Annotated in this window: 15 protein-coding genes; 12 read left to right on the forward strand and 3 right to left on the reverse strand. The window is 72.7% G+C overall.

All coding sequences use genetic code 11. From position 1 onward, the window contains the following. Positions 1 to 9: 9 nt before the first annotated feature. Complete coding sequence (locus ACZ619_RS11805; RefSeq protein ID WP_469597301.1) at positions 10 to 945, reverse strand: DMT family transporter; 936 nt, start codon at positions 943 to 945, stop codon at positions 10 to 12. On the opposite strand from ACZ619_RS11805, the gene ACZ619_RS11810 reads away from it, so the two are divergent. From ACZ619_RS11810 to ACZ619_RS11820, 3 genes are all read left to right on the forward strand, one after another. Further along, a complete protein-coding gene (locus tag ACZ619_RS11810) occupies positions 944 to 2392 on the forward strand; it encodes an aminotransferase-like domain-containing protein (RefSeq protein ID WP_469597303.1) in 1449 nt (482 codons plus the stop codon). The two genes, ACZ619_RS11805 and ACZ619_RS11810, sit on opposite strands and share 2 nt — an antisense overlap. Before the next feature lie 43 nt (positions 2393 to 2435). Then, on the forward strand, positions 2436 to 2963 hold the full coding sequence (locus ACZ619_RS11815) for a GNAT family N-acetyltransferase (protein ID WP_469597305.1): 528 nt from the start codon (positions 2436 to 2438) through the stop codon (positions 2961 to 2963). Positions 2964 to 3079: 116 nt separating this feature from the next. After that, the gene (locus ACZ619_RS11820; RefSeq protein WP_469597307.1) at positions 3080 to 3673 is read left to right on the forward strand and encodes a histidine phosphatase family protein; all 594 of its coding nucleotides are present in this window, start codon (positions 3080 to 3082) and stop codon (positions 3671 to 3673) included. A 37-nt stretch (positions 3674 to 3710) separates the two neighbouring features. Here ACZ619_RS11820 and ACZ619_RS11825 read toward each other — a convergent pair whose 3' ends face one another. Next, complete coding sequence (locus ACZ619_RS11825; RefSeq protein ID WP_469597309.1) at positions 3711 to 4154, reverse strand: DUF6314 family protein; 444 nt, start codon at positions 4152 to 4154, stop codon at positions 3711 to 3713. Positions 4155 to 4410: 256 nt separating this feature from the next. Between ACZ619_RS11825 and ACZ619_RS11830 the strand changes: the two genes are divergently transcribed. Beyond that, on the forward strand, positions 4411 to 6897 hold the full coding sequence (locus tag ACZ619_RS11830) for an alpha-L-arabinofuranosidase C-terminal domain-containing protein (RefSeq protein WP_469597312.1): 2487 nt from the start codon (positions 4411 to 4413) through the stop codon (positions 6895 to 6897). A 129-nt stretch (positions 6898 to 7026) separates the two neighbouring features. Here the strand turns inward: ACZ619_RS11830 and ACZ619_RS11835 are convergent, their stop codons facing one another. Further along, positions 7027 to 7956: a LysR family transcriptional regulator gene (locus ACZ619_RS11835; RefSeq protein WP_469597315.1), complete on the reverse strand. Its 930-nt coding sequence runs from the start codon at positions 7954 to 7956 to the stop codon at positions 7027 to 7029. Positions 7957 to 8050: 94 nt separating this feature from the next. On the opposite strand from ACZ619_RS11835, the gene ACZ619_RS11840 reads away from it, so the two are divergent. From ACZ619_RS11840 to ACZ619_RS11875, 8 genes are all read left to right on the forward strand, one after another. Further along, positions 8051 to 8920, forward strand: coding sequence for a DMT family transporter (locus ACZ619_RS11840; protein ID WP_469597316.1), 870 nt, complete (start codon positions 8051 to 8053; stop codon positions 8918 to 8920). Positions 8921 to 9110: 190 nt separating this feature from the next. Continuing rightward, positions 9111 to 11768: a YfhO family protein gene (locus tag ACZ619_RS11845; RefSeq protein ID WP_469597317.1), complete on the forward strand. Its 2658-nt coding sequence runs from the start codon at positions 9111 to 9113 to the stop codon at positions 11766 to 11768. After that, on the forward strand, positions 11762 to 12736 hold the full coding sequence (locus ACZ619_RS11850; protein WP_469597319.1) for a glycosyltransferase family 2 protein: 975 nt from the start codon (positions 11762 to 11764) through the stop codon (positions 12734 to 12736). The genes ACZ619_RS11845 and ACZ619_RS11850 overlap by 7 nt, the downstream gene beginning before the upstream one ends. Continuing rightward, entirely contained in the window at positions 12736 to 13152 is a 417-nt protein-coding gene (locus ACZ619_RS11855) for a GtrA family protein (protein WP_469597321.1), read from the forward strand. The genes ACZ619_RS11850 and ACZ619_RS11855 overlap by 1 nt, the downstream gene beginning before the upstream one ends. A 65-nt stretch (positions 13153 to 13217) precedes the next feature. Continuing rightward, positions 13218 to 14246 (forward strand): N-acetyl-gamma-glutamyl-phosphate reductase, encoded by a 1029-nt coding sequence (gene argC, locus ACZ619_RS11860; RefSeq protein ID WP_469597324.1) that lies wholly within the window; start codon positions 13218 to 13220, stop codon positions 14244 to 14246. Continuing rightward, on the forward strand, positions 14243 to 15394 hold the full coding sequence (gene argJ / locus ACZ619_RS11865; protein WP_469597326.1) for a bifunctional glutamate N-acetyltransferase/amino-acid acetyltransferase ArgJ: 1152 nt from the start codon (positions 14243 to 14245) through the stop codon (positions 15392 to 15394). Before argC ends, argJ begins: the two co-directional genes overlap by 4 nt. Beyond that, on the forward strand, positions 15391 to 16293 hold the full coding sequence (argB, locus tag ACZ619_RS11870) for an acetylglutamate kinase (protein ID WP_469597327.1): 903 nt from the start codon (positions 15391 to 15393) through the stop codon (positions 16291 to 16293). Before argJ ends, argB begins: the two co-directional genes overlap by 4 nt. Next, complete coding sequence (locus ACZ619_RS11875; RefSeq protein ID WP_469597329.1) at positions 16290 to 17486, forward strand: acetylornithine transaminase; 1197 nt, start codon at positions 16290 to 16292, stop codon at positions 17484 to 17486. The genes argB and ACZ619_RS11875 overlap by 4 nt, the downstream gene beginning before the upstream one ends. The last annotated feature ends 1 nt before the right edge of the window (position 17487 follow it).

The following is a 17487-nucleotide window of genomic DNA, read 5'->3' on the forward strand; positions in this document are numbered from 1 at the left end:
AGGGCCTCCTCACGATCGCGATCGTTGGGTGACGGCGATGCACACGAGCACGGCGGCGGCCGTGAGTGGAGCGGCCGCGGAGAGGTGCTCGCCCAGCAGCAGCACCGACCACACCAGTGTGAGCAGCGGCTGGGCCAACTGCAACTGGCTGGCCTTCGGAATCCCGACCGCCGCCATGCCCCGGTACCAGACCACCAGGCCGAGGAACTGCGAGCCCGCCGCCACCCACAGCACACCGGCCACCCCGTGCACGGTCCAGACCACCGGCTCGTACGACAGCGCGAGCGCGGCGGCCGGCACGGTCAGCGGCAGGCAGAACACCAGCGCCCAGCCGATCACCTGCCAGCCCGGCATGATCCGGGCCAGCCGGCCGCCCTCGGTGTACCCGGCCGCGCACACCACCAGCGCCGCGAACAGGTAGCCGTCGGCGGTGGTGAGGGTCCCGCCGCTCTGCGCGACGGTGAACGCGAGCACGGCCGCCGCGCCGGCCAGGGCCGCCGCCCAGAAGGTCCGGGAGGGGCGGTGGCCCGTCCGCAGCGTGGAGAGGAGGGCGGTGGTCAGCGGGAGCAGGCCCACCACGACGGCCGCGTGCGAGGTGGTGGAGGTCTCCAGGGCGAGCGTGGTCAGCATCGGGAAGCCCAGCACGACCCCGGCCGCGACGACGGCCAGCCCCGCCCAGTGCCGGCGATCGGGCAGCCGGACCCGGAGGAACAGCAGGCAGCCGCCCGCCATGAGCGCCGCCAGCACACTGCGCACCGCCACCAGCGACCAGGGCCCGAAGCCCTCCAGGCCCCAGGCGGTGGCCGGGAAGGTGAGGGAGAACGCGAGGACGCCGAGGGCCGCCTGGAGCGTGCCGAACCGGTGGGCGGCGGGGACGGCCGGGGCGGCAGGGGGAGTGCCGACCGCTATCGAAGTCGGGCCGGTAGCGCTACTCTGTGTTCTCATGCGAGAGCGTAGCAGTGTGCTGGAACTGGCGGAACAGCTGCGGCGGGACCTCGACCGCTACTCTCCCGGTGGAAAGCTCCCGTCGAGCAGGGCCCTCGTGGAGCGGTTCCGGGTGAGCCCGGTGACCGTCTCGCGGGCGCTGGCCCACCTGGTCGCCGAGGGCCTCGTCGTCACCCGGCCCGGCGCCGGGGCCTTCAGGGCCCGCCCGCACACCACGCCCGAACCCGCCGGGGACACCTCCTGGCAGGAGGTGGCACTCAGCGCCGACGGCGCCCTCGACGTGGTCCCGCGCACGGTCGACGCCTCCGGGGTCACCGTCTGCCTCGCCGCCCCGCCGCCCGGCGTCCTGGAGTTCAACGGCGGCTATCTGCACGCCTCCCTGGAGCCCGAACGCGCGCTCGCCGCCGCCCTGGCACGGGCCGGCCGCCGCCCCGGCGCCTGGGGCCGGCCACCGCTCGAAGGCCTGCCCGAGCTGCGCGAGTGGTTCGCCCGCGACATCGGCGGCGCCGTCACCGCCGCCGAGGTGCTGGTCGCGGCCGGCGGCCAGTCCGCCCTGGCCACCGCGCTGCGCGCACTCGCCCCGCCCGGCGCCCCCGTCCTCGTCGAGTCCCCGACCTACCCCGGCATGCTCGCCATCGCCCGCGCCGCCGGACTGCGCCCGGTCCCGGTACCGGTCGACCCCGACGGTGTGAAGCCTGAGCTGCTCGCCGACGCCTTCCGGGCCACCGGCGCCCGGGTCTTCGTCTGCCAGCCCCTCTTCCAGAACCCGACCGGAGCCGTCCTCGCCCCCGGCCGCCGCGCGGAGGTGCTGCGCATCGCCCGCGAGGCCGGCGCCTTCGTGATCGAGGACGACTACGTGCGGCGGCTGGTGCACGCCGACGCGGGCCCGCTGCCCCGCCCGCTCGCCGCCGACGACCCGGACGGGGTCGTCGTCCACGTCGGCTCGCTCACCAAGGCCACCTCGCCGAGCTTCCGGGTGGCCGCCCTGGCCGCCCGCGGCCCGGTCCTCGAACGCCTCCGGGCCATCCAGATCGTCGACTCCTTCTTCGTCCCCCGCCCCCTCCAGGAGGCCGCCCTCGAACTCGTCGGCTCCCCGGCCTGGCCCCGCCACCTGCGCACTCTCTCCGCCGAGCTGAAGGCCCGGCGCGACGCCCTCACCGGCGCCCTCGCCCACCACCTGCCCCTGCTCGCCCTCCCGCACATCCCGTCCGGCGGCTACCACCTCTGGCTCCGCCTGCCCGGCCGCGCCGGAGCGGACACGGCCCTGACCGCCGCCGCCCTGCGCGCCGGTGTCGCCATCACCCCCGGCAGCGCCTACTTCAGCGCCGAACCCCCGGCCGCCCACGTCCGCCTGAGCTTCGCGGCGGTCGCCGGGGTGGGGGAGATCGCCGAAGGGGTACGGCGGTTGCGCGTGGCCTGCGACGAGGTGCTGCGGTCCGGTACGTGAAATCCGGTCGACGCGGCCACCCCCGACCGGCGAGCATCCCCGCATGAACGACGCGACCAGGCTTCCCGAGGGCTACGAATTCTCCGCCGACACCGACCGCGTGGACGTCGGCCGGGTCCACCGCTGGCTGTCGACCGACGCCTACTGGGCGACCGGCCGGCCGCTGGAGAAGCAGCGCCGGGCGATGGACAACTCCCTCAACTTCGGGGTGTACGAGGCGGTCACCGGCGAGCAGGTGGCGTACGCGCGGGTGGTGACCGATCTGGCGATGTTCGCCTGGCTCGCCGACGTGTACGTCGACCCGTCGGTGCGCGGGAAGGGCGTCGGCACCGCGCTGGTCGGGGCGATCCGCGAGCACCTGCGGCCGTACGGGCTGCGCCGCGTGCTGCTGGCCACCCACGACGCCCACGGGGTCTACGAGAAGCTGGGCTTCGCCCCGCTCGAACAGCCGGACCAGTGGATGGCGCTCCACTACGAGCCGTCCGCGTCGCCCGAGCCGTCCGCGTCAGCCGCGTCAGCCGAGCCGTCCGCGTCGCCCGAGTCACCCGAGCCGTCCGCGTCGCCCGTGTGACATTACGGTCGACTTGTCGGACACCTCCTGACCTTTGGGTAACATTTCGTCCGCCCTGAACCATTCACAGCCTTGCAGACCTTGACCTGTCCACAGGTGCGGCAGAACATCGCCGCATGCCACTTCGGGTCACGTTCGTAGCAGCCGCGCGCAGCTCGGCGCTGCTCGGGGAGCGCTTCGAGGACACCCGCCCGCTGGACCAGGCGGGCTGGGACGAGGTGCTGCGCGTCGCCGGTGAACTGCTGCCGCTCGCCGCGGCCGAGCTGCGCTACTGCTCGCCGACCCCGCGCAGCCGCTCGACCGGCGAGGCCCTCGGGTACGCCCCGTTGGTCCAACTGGCGCTGCGCGACTGCGACATGGGCCGCTGGCGCGGGCTGACCCTGGGCGAGGCGATGGCCAGGGAGCCGGACCAGGTCGACGCCTGGCTCGCCGACCCGCGCTCCACCCCGCACGGCGGCGAGTCGCTGCTCTCCTTCATCTCCCGGGTCGGCGGCTGGCTCGACACCCGGCCGGTGGGCGACGGCGGCCGGATCGTCGCCGTCGCCGAACCCGCGGTGATCCGGGCCGCGCTCGTCTACGCCCTCAAGGTGCCGCCCTCGACCTACTGGAACCTCGACGTCCGCCCCCTGTCGACCACCATGCTCACGGGTCACGCCGGCCGCTGGAACCTCCGCTTCGAGACCGCGTCGGCACAGGCCCCACGGCTGTAGCGGCCCGCCGCTCCGTCGTGGACCCCAGCCGCTCCGTTCAGGTGAGCCGGGTGTAGTCGGTGGTGAGGAGCAGGTCCTTCGCCGGGCCGCCGACCCGCCAGGCGGTCCGCCAGTGGTCGGCGTCCCGGACGGTGAACTCGCCCCGGTAGAGGTCGGCCGCGCAGGGGTGGTCGGCCACGTACCGTCCCGAGGCCAGGTCCAGGTCGTGGAAGGGGCGCCCGTCGGCGAACCGCACCTCGGCCGTCCCCGGCCGCGCGCCCGGCAGGAACCGCAGGGTGCGCTCGGCGGGCCGGGCCACGCCCTGCCAGGTGAACGTTCCCGACTCCTCGTGCAGCAGCCCGCCGCCCTCGGCCGGCCGGAACACCGTCGCGCCCTCGAACCGCCCCTCGTCCCCGCTCGCCAGGTCCCGTACGGTCCGCTCCACGCGCCACCGTCCGGCCAGATGCGCCAGCACGTCCGGCACCGGCCACAAGCCGCCCACGGTCATCCCTTCCTCGGGCGCGGGCACCCGGCCGGCACCTCGCGCTCCACCGGCGCCCGGACCTCGTGGTGCGCGGGGTGACCTGTCACCCGGGACGCCTCCCCGTGCGCGGCCCGCGCGTCCGCATCCCCCGACCCTACGCCCGCCCCATTGACGCGCTCATGGCGTGTACATATCTTGCCGTTCGAAGTGCTGACCGCTGTCCGATATTTCGAATAAGCAACTCCCTCAACTCCTCACGAGCCGCGGAGTATCCATGTCACGCACCACCCGCACCCGGCTGAGACTCGGCCTTGGGGCAAGCGCTTTCCTGCTGGCCGTCGGGCTCGTCCCGGCCCCCGCCCACGCCGAGGACACCACCGACTACTCGATCACCGTCGACCCCGCCGCCCAGGGCGCCAGGATCGACAGGACGATGTACGGCGTCTTCTTCGAGGACATCAACCGCGCCGCCGACGGCGGCCTGTACGCGGAGCTGGTCCAGAACCGGTCCTTCGAGTACACGACCGACGACAACAAGTCGTACACCCCGCTCACCGCGTGGACGGTCACCGGCACCGCCCAGGTCGTGAACGACTCCGGCCGCCTCAACGACCGCAACCGCGACTACCTCTCCCTGGACGCCGGTTCGTCCGTCACCAACGCCGGCTACAACACCGGTGTCAGCGTCGAGGACGGCAAGCGGTACGACTTCTCGGTCTGGGCCCGCGCCGACGCCGGGACCACCCTCACCGTCGGACTCTCGGACGCCGAGGGCACCCTCGCCGCCGCCCGCCGGGTGGCCGTGGAGAAGAACGGCTGGGCCAAGTACACGGCCACCTTCACCGCGACCCGCACCAGCTCCACCGGCCGCCTCACCGTGGCCAGTTCGGACGCGGCCGCCCTCGACATGGTCTCGCTCTTCCCGCGCGACACCTACAGGCACGAGTCCAACGGCCTGCGCAAGGACCTCGCCGAGAAGATCGCCGCCCTGCACCCGGGCTTCGTCCGTTTCCCCGGCGGCTGCCTGGTCAACACCGGCTCCATGCAGGACTACAGCGAGGCCTCCGGCTACCAGCGCAAGCGGTCCTACCAGTGGAAGGACACCGTCGGCCCGGTCGAGACCCGCGCCACCAACGCCAACTTCTGGGGCTACAACCAGAGTTACGGACTCGGCTACTACGAGTACTTCCGTCTCGCCGAGGACGTGGGCGCGATGCCGCTGCCCGTCGTCCCCGCCCTCGTCACCGGCTGCGGGCAGAACAAGGCCGTCGACGACGACGCGCTGCTGGAGCGGCACATCCAGGACACCCTCGACCTCATCGAGTTCGCCAACGGCCCGGCGACCTCGAAGTGGGGCAGGGTGCGGGCCGGGATGGGCCACCCGAAGCCCTTCCACCTCACCCACATCGAGGTCGGCAACGAGGAGAACCTGCCCACCGAGTTCTTCGCCCGCTTCACCCGGTTCCGGGCCGCCGTCCAGGCGAAGTACCCGTACATGCAGGTGATCTCCAACTCGGGCCCGGACGACTCCGGTACGACCTTCGACACGGCCTGGCAGCTCAACAAGGACGCCCAGGTCGACATGGTCGACGAGCACTACTACAACAGCCCGCAGTGGTTCCTGCAGAACAACGACCGCTACGACTCCTACGACCGCAGCGGCCCGAAGGTCTTCGTCGGCGAGTACGCCTCCGGCGGCAACACCTTCGGCAACGGCCTCGCCGAGGCGGCCTACATGACCGGCCTCGAACGCAACGCGGACGTCGTCAAACTCGCCTCCTACGCACCGCTGTTCGCCAACGAGGACTACGTCCAGTGGCGCCCGGACCTGGTCTGGTTCAACAACCACGCCTCCTGGGACTCGGCCAACTACGAGGTCCAGAAGCTCTTCATGAACAACGTCGGCGACCGGGTGGTCCCGAGCACCGCCACCACCACACCGGACGTCAGCGGCCCCATCTCCGGCGCCGTCGGCCTGTCGACCTGGAACACCAGCGCCGCCTACGACGACGTCCTGGTGACCGACGCCGACGGGAACACGCTGCTCAGCGACGACTTCTCCGGTGACGACGCGCAGTGGACGCACACCGGCGGCGGCAGCTGGAGCGTCCAGGACGGGCAGTACGTCGAGACGTCGGACACCGCCGAGAACACCATGGTCCAGGCCGGCGACACCGGCTGGCACGACTACGACCTGCGGGTGAAGGCGACCAAGAAGTCCGGCCAGGAGGGCTTCCTCGTCGCCTTCGGCGTCAAGGACACCGGGAACTACTACTGGTGGAACATCGGCGGCTGGAACAACACCCAGACCGCCGTCGAGCAGGCCGTGGGCGGCGGCAAGTCCACGCTCATCGCCAAGGCGGGGTCGGTCGAGACCGGCCGCACCTACGACGTCGACATCAAGGTGCGCGGCCGGCAGGTCACCCTCTCCCTCGACGGCCAGGAGTGGGGCAGCTTCACCGACGACAAGCCGGCCGAGCCCTTCCGGCAGGTCGTCACCAGGGACCAGAAGACCGGCGACCTGATCGTCAAGGTCGTCAACGCCCAGCCCGCGGCGGCCCGTACGGCCGTCGACCTCGGCGGCGCCAAGGTCGCGGACAAGGCCCGGGTGACCACGCTCGCGGCGGCCCAGGACGCGGTGAACACCGAGACGTCCACCGCGGTCGCCCCGGTCACCTCCACCTTCACCGGGGTCGCCGACAGGTTCACGTACACCTTCCCGGCGAACTCGGTCACCTTCCTGCGGATCAGGCAGAGGTAGCGTCCGGCGCGGGCTGCTCTGCGACCGGCAGCAGCCCGCGCTCGGCGAACACTCTTCTCGGCCCTCCTCGCGACCGGTCACCGCAACGCCACGAGCCGGAGCGCGCTCCAGGTCGAGCCGGCGCGGCCGTCACCCCGGCGCACGCGGCGCGGTCAGGGCGTCCCTGTCGCGGACGGTCTCCGCGGCCCTCTGGAGTTCGGTGAGTACGGTGCGGACCGCTCGGCGGGCGGTGCGTTCGGGGCGGTGGAGCGCGTCGATGTGGCGGTGGGCCTCGATACCGGCGAGGGGGCGCAGGACGATGCCCGGATGCGGGCGGGAGGTCCAGCGGGGCATCAGGGCGATCCCGCCGCCCGCGGCGACCACCTCGGCGACCACCGCGATCTCGTTGACGCGGTGGACGATCTCGACCCGGCGTCCGGCGGCCGCCGCGACGGCCTCCACGGTCGCCAGCAGCGGGAAGCCGTCGTGCACGGAGATCCACGGTTCACCGGCCACGTCCCGCGCGGTCAGCTCCGGCCGCCCGGCCAGCGGGTGGCCGACCGGCAGGGCGATGTCGAGCGGCTCGCGCAGCAGCGGTGTGGCCGCGGCGGTGCGCGGCCAGGGTGGCGCGTGGTCGAGGCGGTGGGCGACGACCAGGTCGTAGACGCGGGTCAGGGGCGGGAAGTCGGCCTGGGCGACATCCTCGTCGTGGAGGGCGACCCGGGGCGCCCCCGGTCCGCGCAGCCGGCGCAGCAGCGGGGGGAAGAACGCGGCCGCCCCGCTGTGGAAGGCCGCCACCGTCACCGTGCCGCCGGGCTCGGCGACGTACGCGTCGACGGCGTGGCGGGCCCGCGCCAGCGCCGTCTCCACCCCGATCGCCGCGTCGGCGAGGGCCTGGCCGGCCGCCGTGAGGACCAGCCGGCGCCCGGCGCGCTCGGTGAGCGGGACCGGGATCGAGCGCTGGAGCAGGCGCAGCTGCTGCGAGATCGCCGACGGAGTCACCCGCAGCGCCCGGGCGACCGCCGTGACGCTGCCCAGTTCGCCCAGCTCCCGCAGGACCCGCAGCTGCCGTTCGTCCACGGCGTGAGTGTAGTCCGTGCGTGTAGCTCTGCTTAAGCATCGGTTGAGAAAGACGTCGTTTACTTCAAAATGCAGGTCGGGGATCGTGAACGCCATGCCGACCACCCGCCGTACCGACGCGGTGCTCCTGGTCGTCGCCGTGGTCTGGGGCTCCAGTTACCTGACGGCGAAGACGGCCACGGACACCCTCCCCGTCCCGCTCGTCCTCTTCCTGCGGTACGCCATCGCGGCCGTGGTGTGCGTCGCCCTGCTGGGCCGGTTCGGCCCGCCCACCCGGGACGAGCGGGTCCACGGCTGCCTGCTCGGCCTCACCCAGGCCGTCGTCCTCGTCCTGGAGACGTACGGCGTCGCCCGCACCAGCGCCGGGAACGCGGGCCTGATCATCAGCCTGACCCTCGTCCTCACCCCGGTCCTGGACCGGGTGGCGTTGCCCGGGACCTTCTTCCTGGCGGCCGGGGTGTGCGTGGTCGGCGTCGGTCTGCTCGTGTCCGGGAACGGGCTGCGCGCCCCCGGCGGCGGCGACCTGCTGATGCTCGCCGCGGCGGTCGCCCGGGCCGGTCACGTGGCGCTGGTCGGGCGGGTGACCGCGGCCCGCGCCGTGCGCCCCGCGCACCTGACCGGTGTGCAGTGCGCGGTCGGCGCCGCCCTGTGCCTGCTGCCCGCCGCGCCCGCACTGCCGCGCCTGGCCGGAACCGGCGCCGCCACCTGGGCCCAACTGGTCTACCTGGCCCTCTTCTGCGGCCTGTTCGCCTTCCTCGCCCAGACCTGGGCGGTCCAGCGCACCTCCGCCACCCGGGCCGGCCTGCTGCTGGGCACCGAACCGGTCTGGGCCCTCCTGGTCGGCGCCGGTCTCGGCGGCGAACACCTCGCCCCGCTCGCGGTGCTGGGGGCCGCCCTGATCGTCGCGGGCACGTACTGGGGACAGTCCCTCGAACGCGCCTCCCTCGCAAGCGCGTTCACCTGAACAGCATTTCCCCGAAGCCTTCCGTTCTCTTTTAGGGCGCGCATTCTTTCCTGGGCCCTACACGGATTCGGAATTCGACTTATTACTTCACAGCCGAGACACAACCATCAGGAACATCCACCCGTCTAAGTCGGCGAAACAACGACCTGCGGGGAGTGACACCCCCGTATTTCCCTGGGGGCCGCGGACAATGAATCGCACCATCCTGGCCGGACAAGGAAAGGGGGCGGATCCGGCAGGGGGCGAAGAAGAACGCGAGCCCGGGCCGGTGAACCCGCCCGGCGCCGCCGCGCGACGGGCCGCGGCCCTCCTCGCGGCCTTCCTGGCGGCCCTCGCGTTCTGCGCCGCCGACGCGGTGGCCGGCAGCTACCCCTTCGGCTCCCGCACCCGGGACGTCAACGACCTCGGCAACCAGTACGTCCCCTTCCACGCCCACCTGTGGGACCTGCTGCACGGCAGGGCGGACGGCGGTCTCCTCGTCAACTGGCAGTCCGGCTACGGCTCCAGCTTCCTGCCCGACGCCGGCACCTACCTCAGCAGCCCGTTCGCCCTGCTGGTCGGGGTGTTCCCGCGCCACGAGATCGACCTCGCGGTGTACGTGATCACCGTGCTGAAGACGGCGACCGCCGGCGCGGCCATGGCCTGGCTGCTGCTCGGCCTGCGCCCGGGACGCTGGTGGGCGGCCGGCCTCCTGGGCGCCTCCTACGCCCTGTGCGGCTGGAACCTCGCCCTCGCCTCGTACAACCCGATGTGGCTCGACGGCCTGATCGCGCTGCCGCTGCTGTGCCTGGTCGGCGAGTGGACCCTGGCCGCCCGGCGTCCGCTGCTGGGCGTGCTGGTCGTGGCGCTCGCCTGGACCGCCAACTTCTACACCGCCTACATGGCCACCCTCGGCGCCGCCCTGGTGCTGCTGCTCAGGCTCGTCCTGGCCCGGCCGCCCCGGCGGCGCGCCCTCCTGGTGCCGGTCCGGGCCGCCGTGACCGCCGGGCTCGGTGCCGGGCTGGCCGCGCCGCTGGTCGTCGTCGTGTACGCCGGCACCAGGCACGCCTACCCGGGCCGCGAGGGCCACTTCGCCCCGGTCGGCGCCGACGACCTGCTCGCCCGGCTGCTGCCGGCCACCTACAGCTACAGCTCCCCGGCCCTCTACGTCGGCGTCACCGCGCTGGTGCTCGCCCTGGCGCTGCCCTTCCACCGGGGCGTCCCGGTCCGGGTGCGGGCGGGCTGGACGGTCCTGGTGCTCGCCGTGGCCCTGTCCTTGCAATGGGCGCCGACCAGTCTGGTCTGGCACGCCTTCGCGGCCCCCAACGGCAGCTCCTACCGCCAGGCCTTCGTGCTCTGCGGCCTGCTGGTCATCGCCGCCTGGCACGCTCTCGCCCAGGGCCCGCCGGACCGGCGGGCCCTGGGGGCGGCGGCCGTCCTGCTGGCCCTGGTCGCGGCCGCCGCGAGCCGCAGCGCCCTGACCCGGCAGCACGGCCACCACACCTGGCCGGTGGTCGCGCTGGCCGCCGCGGGAGCCCTGGGCGGGCTCGTCCTGCTCGGTCTGCGCCGCGGCCGCCCGGCACTCGTGGGCCTCGCCGCGCTGCTGCTGATCGGCGCCCAGTTCGGCGAGGCCGCGGCCACCTCGGCCGTGGCCGGCCGCGCGCGGCTCGGCCAGATGGACGACTACGCTCCGTGGGGCGAGCGCCAGCGCCGGGAGGCGGCCGCGGTCGCCGGGCACGACGCCTGGCCCGCGTACCGCACCGAACCCGGCCGGGACCAGACCGTCGCCAACGACCCGATGACGGTGGGCGGTCAGGGCGCGCAGTACTACAGCAGCCTCACCGCCGACGTCCTCACCCGCACGCTCACCGCCCTCGGCGACGGCTGGACCTCGCGCGGCCGCAGCCTCCAGAGCCTCGACAACCCGGTCACCGACGCGGTCTTCTCGGTGGGCGCCCGGGTGCACAACCCGCCGGACCCGCACCAGAAGTGGCTGCCCCAGGGCGGCGGTCCGCCGACCGTCACCCGCGAGGACGTCCCGCCGCTGGTCACCGTGCGGGCCACCACCCGGGGCGGCACCACAGCGGCCGGCTTCGGCCCCTCGCCCTACCGCAACCAGGAACTGCTGCTCGGCGCCCGCGTCTACACCCTGCCCCGCACCACCCTCGGCGGTGGGCCCGAGGGGGACGCGGTGCGCGGACTGCTCGTCCGGGGGCCCCGGACGCTCACCGCGCGGTGCCGGGCCGGGAACGAGGTGTTCCTGTGGGCGCCGCACTACTCGGGCACGGCCCGGCTCGCCGGCGGGGGCGCGCCGAAGCTGTTCCGGTCGGACGCGGAGGGCACCAGGACCGCCGCGATGCAGCCGCTCGGCACGGTGCGTGCCACCGGTCCGGTGCGCGTCGACCTGAGGCCCGACCGGCTCGGCCGGATACCCGCCCGGGGCGCGGTCGGCTGCCTCGACACCGCTGAACTGCACCGTGCCGTGCGGGACTTGAAGTCCTCCGCCGCGACCGAGGTGACCGTCCACGACGGCACCCTGCACGCCGAACTGCCCGCCGGGAGCCGCGGCACCGCCGTCGTCGCCGCTCCCCGGATCGCCGGCTGGCGCTGCTCGGCCGGTGGCGCCGAGGCCCCCGCGGGCGAGTTCCACGGCCTGATCGCCGTCCCCTTGCACGGCTCCGCCACCAGCCTGACCTGCACCTTCCACCCGCCCGGCCTGCGTCTGGGGGCCGCCGTCGGCGGCGCCTCGCTGCTGGCCCTGATCCTGCTCGGCGTCGCCTCGGCCCTGCGCCGCGGATCCGCCACCCGCCCCGGCGAGCGCACGACCACCGCCCGCCGACCCGTCCCCAGGGGGAAGAACCCGTGCTGATATCGATCGTCGCGCCGTGTTACAACGAGGAAGACGTCATCGAGCGCTTCCACGAGCGGATCCAGCGGACCGCCGGCGAACTCCTGCCGCTCGGGCACGACATGGAGTTCGTGTACGTCGACGACGGCAGCCGCGACCGCACCCTCGCCCGCCTCGGCTCGATCGCCGACCGCGACCCGCGGGTCCGCTACGTCTCCTTCAGCCGCAACTTCGGCAAGGAGTCGGCCCTGCTCGCCGGTCTCCAGCACGCCTGCGGCGACTGTGTGATCGTGATGGACGCCGACCTCCAGCACCCGCCCGAACTCGTCGGGCGCATGGTCGAACTCCGCGGCGAGGGCTACGACCAGGTCATCGCCCGGCGCACCCGGCAGGGCGACCGGCTCGCCCGCACCCTCACCGCACGCCTGTACTACCGGCTCGTCAACCGGCTCGTCGACGTCGAACTCGTCGACGGCGTGGGCGACTTCCGGCTGATGTCGCGCCGGGTGGTGGACGCCGTCCTGAACCTCACCGAGTACAACCGCTTCTCCAAGGGGCTGTTCGCCTGGGTCGGCTTCCCCAGCACCACCTTCGAGTACGAGAACGCGGTGCGCGCGCACGGCACCAGCTCCTGGTCGTTGCGCAGCCTGCTCGATTACGGCCTCGACGGGCTGCTCTCCTTCAACAACCGCCCGCTGCGCGCCGCGCTCCACCTCGGGATGACCCTGCTCGCCCTGGCCGGCGCGTACACGGCGTGGATCGTGGGCGGTGCGATGATCCACGGCGTCGAGACACCCGGCTATGTCACCATCATCACAGCCGTCACCGCCCTGGCCGGCGTCCAGATGATCATGCTCGGGGTCATCGGGGAGTACACCGGCCGGATCTACTACGAGGTCAAGGGGCGCCCGCACTTCCTGGTGAAAGCGACGAACGTGGACCGAACGGAAGACCGCACCCGCGACACGAAGAAGGACCTCATCCCCTGATGCCGAACGCCCTGTCGACCGCCACCGGACCCGCTCGCCCGATATCGGGTCAGATCGCCACCTTCGCGGCGGTCGGTGTCGTCAACACGGCGACGTACTACGGGCTCTACCTGCTTTTCCTCAGGTATTTGCCGTACCTCGCCGCGCATATTCTCGCATTCGTGCTGAGCATGATCGGATCGTTTTTCCTCAATGCGAGGTTCACTTACCGGACGCGTCCCACCTGGCGGAAATTCCTGCTCTTCCCGCTCACCAACGCGACGAATTTCGTGCTCACGACGGTGGGTGTCTACGTGTTCGTCGACGTGCTGCACGCGGGGAGCACGTTCGCCCCGCTGATGGCCTCGGCGGCGGCGATCCCGGTGACCTTCCTGGTCTCGCGGTGGGTCATGCTGCCGAAGGCGGAGGCCGCATAGAGATGCCAGGCGTTGCATAAACGTGCAGCGCGCCGTATAGTCATGCCATCCAGAGGAGGATGGACATGGCGGTACGTGCGGCGGTGGCCGGAGCGAGCGGATACGCGGGCGGAGAGGTCCTGCGGCTGCTCCTCACACACCCCGAGGTCGAGATCGGTGCCCTGACCGGCAACTCCAACGCGGGCCAGCGCCTGGGCGCGCTCCAGCCGCACCTGCTCCCGCTGGCCGACCGTGTGCTGGAGGAGACGACCGCCGAGGTCCTCGCCGGCCACGACGTGGTCTTCCTCGCACTCCCTCACGGCCAGTCCGCCGCCGTCGCCGAACAGCTCGGCCCGGACGTCCTCGTCGTCGACATGGGCGCCGACTTCCGGCTGGCCGACCCGGCCGACTGGGAGCGCTTCTACGGCTCCCCGCACGCCGGCACCTGGCCCTACGGCCTCCCCGAACTGCCGGGTGCCCGCGCCGCGCTGGAGGGGGCCAAGCGCATCGCGGTACCCGGTTGCTACCCCACCGCCGTCTCCCTCGCCCTCTACCCGGCCTACGCCGCCGGCATCGCCGGGCCCGAGGCGCTCGTCGTCGCCGCGTCCGGCACCTCCGGCGCAGGCAAGGCGGCCAAGCCCCACCTGCTCGGCAGCGAGGTCATGGGCTCCATGACGCCGTACGGCGTCGGCGGCGGCCACCGGCACACCCCCGAGATGATCCAGAACCTGAGCGCGGTGGCGGGGGAGCGGGTCGCCGTCTCCTTCACACCGACGCTCGCGCCGATGCCCCGGGGCATCCTCGCCACGTGCAGCGTCAAGGCCGTGCCGGGGGTGACGGCCGAGTCCGTGCGCGCCGCCTACGAGAAGGCCTACGCCGACGAGCCCTTCGTCCACCTCCTCCCCGAGGGCCGGTGGCCCGCCACCGCGTCCGTCTACGGTTCGAACGCCGTTCAGGTGCAGGTCGCGTACGACGACGCCGTGGGCCGCATCATCGCGATCAGCGCCATCGACAACCTGACCAAGGGCACCGCCGGCGGTGCCGTCCAGAGCATGAACCTCGCCCTGGGTCTCGCCGAGGCCACCGGGCTGACCACGATCGGAGTTGCGCCGTGAGCGTGACGGCAGCGAAGGGATTCACGGCCGCGGGCATCGCCGCCGGGATCAAGGAGAGCGGCAACCCGGACCTGGCCCTCGTGGTCAACAACGGTCCGCGCCGCGCCGCCGCGGGCGTCTTCACCTCCAACCGCGTGAAGGCCGCGCCCGTGCTCTGGTCCGAGCAGGTCATCGCGAGCGGCCAGGTCTCGGCCGTCGTCCTCAACTCCGGCGGCGCCAACGCCTGTACCGGCCCCAAGGGCTTCCAGGACACCCACGCGACGGCCGAGAAGGCGGCCGAGGCGCTGGGCCGGGGCGCGATCGAGGTCGCCGTCTGCTCGACGGGCCTGATCGGCGTGCTGCTGCCCATGGACAAGCTGCTGCCCGGCGTCGAGACCGCCGCCGCCCAGCTCTCCGAGCACGGCGGCGAGAAGGCGGCCATCGCCATCAAGACCACCGACACCGTGCACAAGACGGCCGTCGTGGCCAAGGACGGCTGGACCGTCGGCGGCATGGCCAAGGGCGCGGGCATGCTCGCCCCCGGCCTCGCCACCATGCTGGTCGTCCTCACCACGGACGCGGTCGTCGGCGCCGAGGACCTGGACCGGGCGCTGCGGGCCGCGACCCGCACCACCTTCGACCGCGTCGACTCCGACGGCTGCATGTCCACCAACGACACCGTGCTGCTGCTCGCCTCCGGCTCCTCCGAGGTCACCCCGGACCAGGCGGAGTTCGCCGAGGCCGTCCGCGCCGTCTGCGACGACCTCGGACAGCAGCTGATCCGGGACGCCGAGGGCGCCAGCAAGGACATCAGGATCGAGGTCGTGAACGCGGCGACCGAGGACGACGCCGTCGAGGTGGGCCGCTCCATCGCCCGCAACAACCTCCTCAAGTGCGCCATCCACGGCGAGGACCCCAACTGGGGCCGCGTGCTCTCCGCGATCGGCACCACCCGCGCCGCCTTCGAGCCCGACCTGCTCAACGTCGCCATCAACGGCGTCTGGGTCTGCAAGAACGGCGGGGTGGGCGAGGACCGCGAGAAGGTCGACATGCGCTACCGCGAGGTGCACATCGTCGCCGACCTCGCGGCCGGCTCCGAGACGGCCACCGTCTGGACCAACGACCTCACCGCCGACTACGTCCACGAGAACAGCGCGTACTCGTCATGAGCACCACGCGCAAGCACACCGCGCTGCCCAAGGCCCAGACCCTCATCGAGGCGCTGCCCTGGCTGGTCCGTCACAACGGCCGGACCGTTGTGATCAAGTTCGGCGGCAACGCCATGATCGACGAGGACCTGAAGGCGGCCTTCGCCCAGGACGTCGTCTTCCTGCACCACGCGGGCCTCAGGCCGGTCGTCGTGCACGGCGGCGGCCCGCAGATCAGCGCAGCCCTCGACAAGCACGGCATCGTCAGCGAGTTCAAGGCCGGGCTCCGGGTCACCACCGAGGACGCCATGGACGTCGTACGGATGGTGCTCGCCGGGCAGGTCCAGCGCGAGCTGGTCAACCTGCTCAACCAGCACGGGCCCCTCGCCGTCGGACTGACCGGCGAGGACGCCCACACCATCACCGCCACCAAGCACCGGCCCACGATCGACGGCGAGTTGATCGACATCGGGCGGGTCGGCGAGATCACCGCGATCGACACGGGCGCGATCGAGGCCCTGCTCGCCGACGGCCGCATCCCGGTCGTCTCCTCCATCGCCCGCTCCCAGGACGACGGACACGTCTACAACGTGAACGCCGACACGGCGGCCGCGGCACTCGCCGCCGCTCTGGGCGCCGAGACCCTCATGGTCCTCACCGACGTCGAGGGGCTCTACGAGGACTGGCCGAACTCCGACGAGGTGATCAGCCGCCTCACCGCTTCCCAGCTGGAGAAGCTGCTGCCGGACCTCAGCGCCGGCATGGTGCCGAAGATGGAGGGCTGCCTGCACGCCGTGCGCAACGGCGTGCAGACCGCCCGGGTCATCGACGGCCGGGTCCAGCACTCGATCCTGCTGGAGATCTTCACGGACGAGGGGATCGGCACGATGGTCGTGCCGGACCCGGAGGGTGAGTCATGAGCAACCAGGAACTGACCTCGCGCTGGCAGGGCGCGCTCATGAACAACTACGGCACCCCGCGGCTGCCCCTCGTCCGCGGCGAGGGCGTCAGGGTCTGGGACACCGAGGGCCGGGAGTACCTCGACTTCGTCGGCGGCATCGCCACCAACGCGCTCGGCCACGCCCACCCGGCGATCGTCGAGGCCGTGAGCAGCCAGATCGCCTCCCTCGGCCACATCTCCAACTTCTTCATGGCCGAGCCCACCGTGGCCCTCGCCGAACGGCTGATCCAGCTCTTCGGCCGGGACGGCAGGGTCTTCTTCTGCAACTCCGGCGCCGAGGCCAACGAGGCCGCCTTCAAGATCGGCCGGCTCACCGGGCGGACCCACATGGTCGCCACCGAGGGCGGCTTCCACGGCCGTACGATGGGCGCCCTCGCGCTCACCGGACAGCCCGCCAAGCAGGATCCGTTCCGCCCGCTGCCCGCCGACGTCACCCATGTGCCCTTCGGCGACGCCAAGGCGCTGGCCGCCGCGGTCACCGAGGAGACGGCACTCGTCGTCATCGAGCCGGTCCAGGGCGAGAACGGCGTGGTCGTGCCCCCGGCCGGCTACCTCAAGGCGGCCCGCGCGATCACCGCCGCCACCGGCGCCCTGCTCGTCCTCGACGAGGTGCAGACCGGCGTCGGCCGTACCGGCACCTGGTTCGCCTACCAGGCTCACGAGGGCGTCCTGCCCGACATCGTCACCCTCGCCAAGCAGCTCGGCGGCGGGCTGCCGCTCGGCGCGACCGTGGCCTTCGGCCGCGCCGCCGAACTGCTCCAGCCCGGCCACCACGGCACCACCTTCGGCGGCAACCCGGTCGCCTGCGCCGCCGGCCTCGCCGTCCTCGACACCATCGGCAACGACGGACTGCTGGAGAACGTCAAGCGGCAGAGCGAGCGGCTGCGGGACGGAATCGAGGGCCTCGGCCACGGCCTGATCGATTATGTCCGGGGTGCGGGCCTGCTCCTGGGTATCGTGCTCACCGAGCCGCTGGCGCCGCGGGTGCAGCAGGCGGCTCAGGAGGCCGGGTTCCTGGTGAACGCGCCCGCTCCCGACGTCGTACGGCTGATGCCGCCGCTGAACCTGCGCGACGACGAGGCGGACGCGCTCCTGCGGGCACTGCCAGGCATCCTCGACGCAGCGGGCGGGCACGGACGATCCGGAGAATGAG

This window comes from Streptomyces sp. NPDC104367, assembly GCF_055583825.1.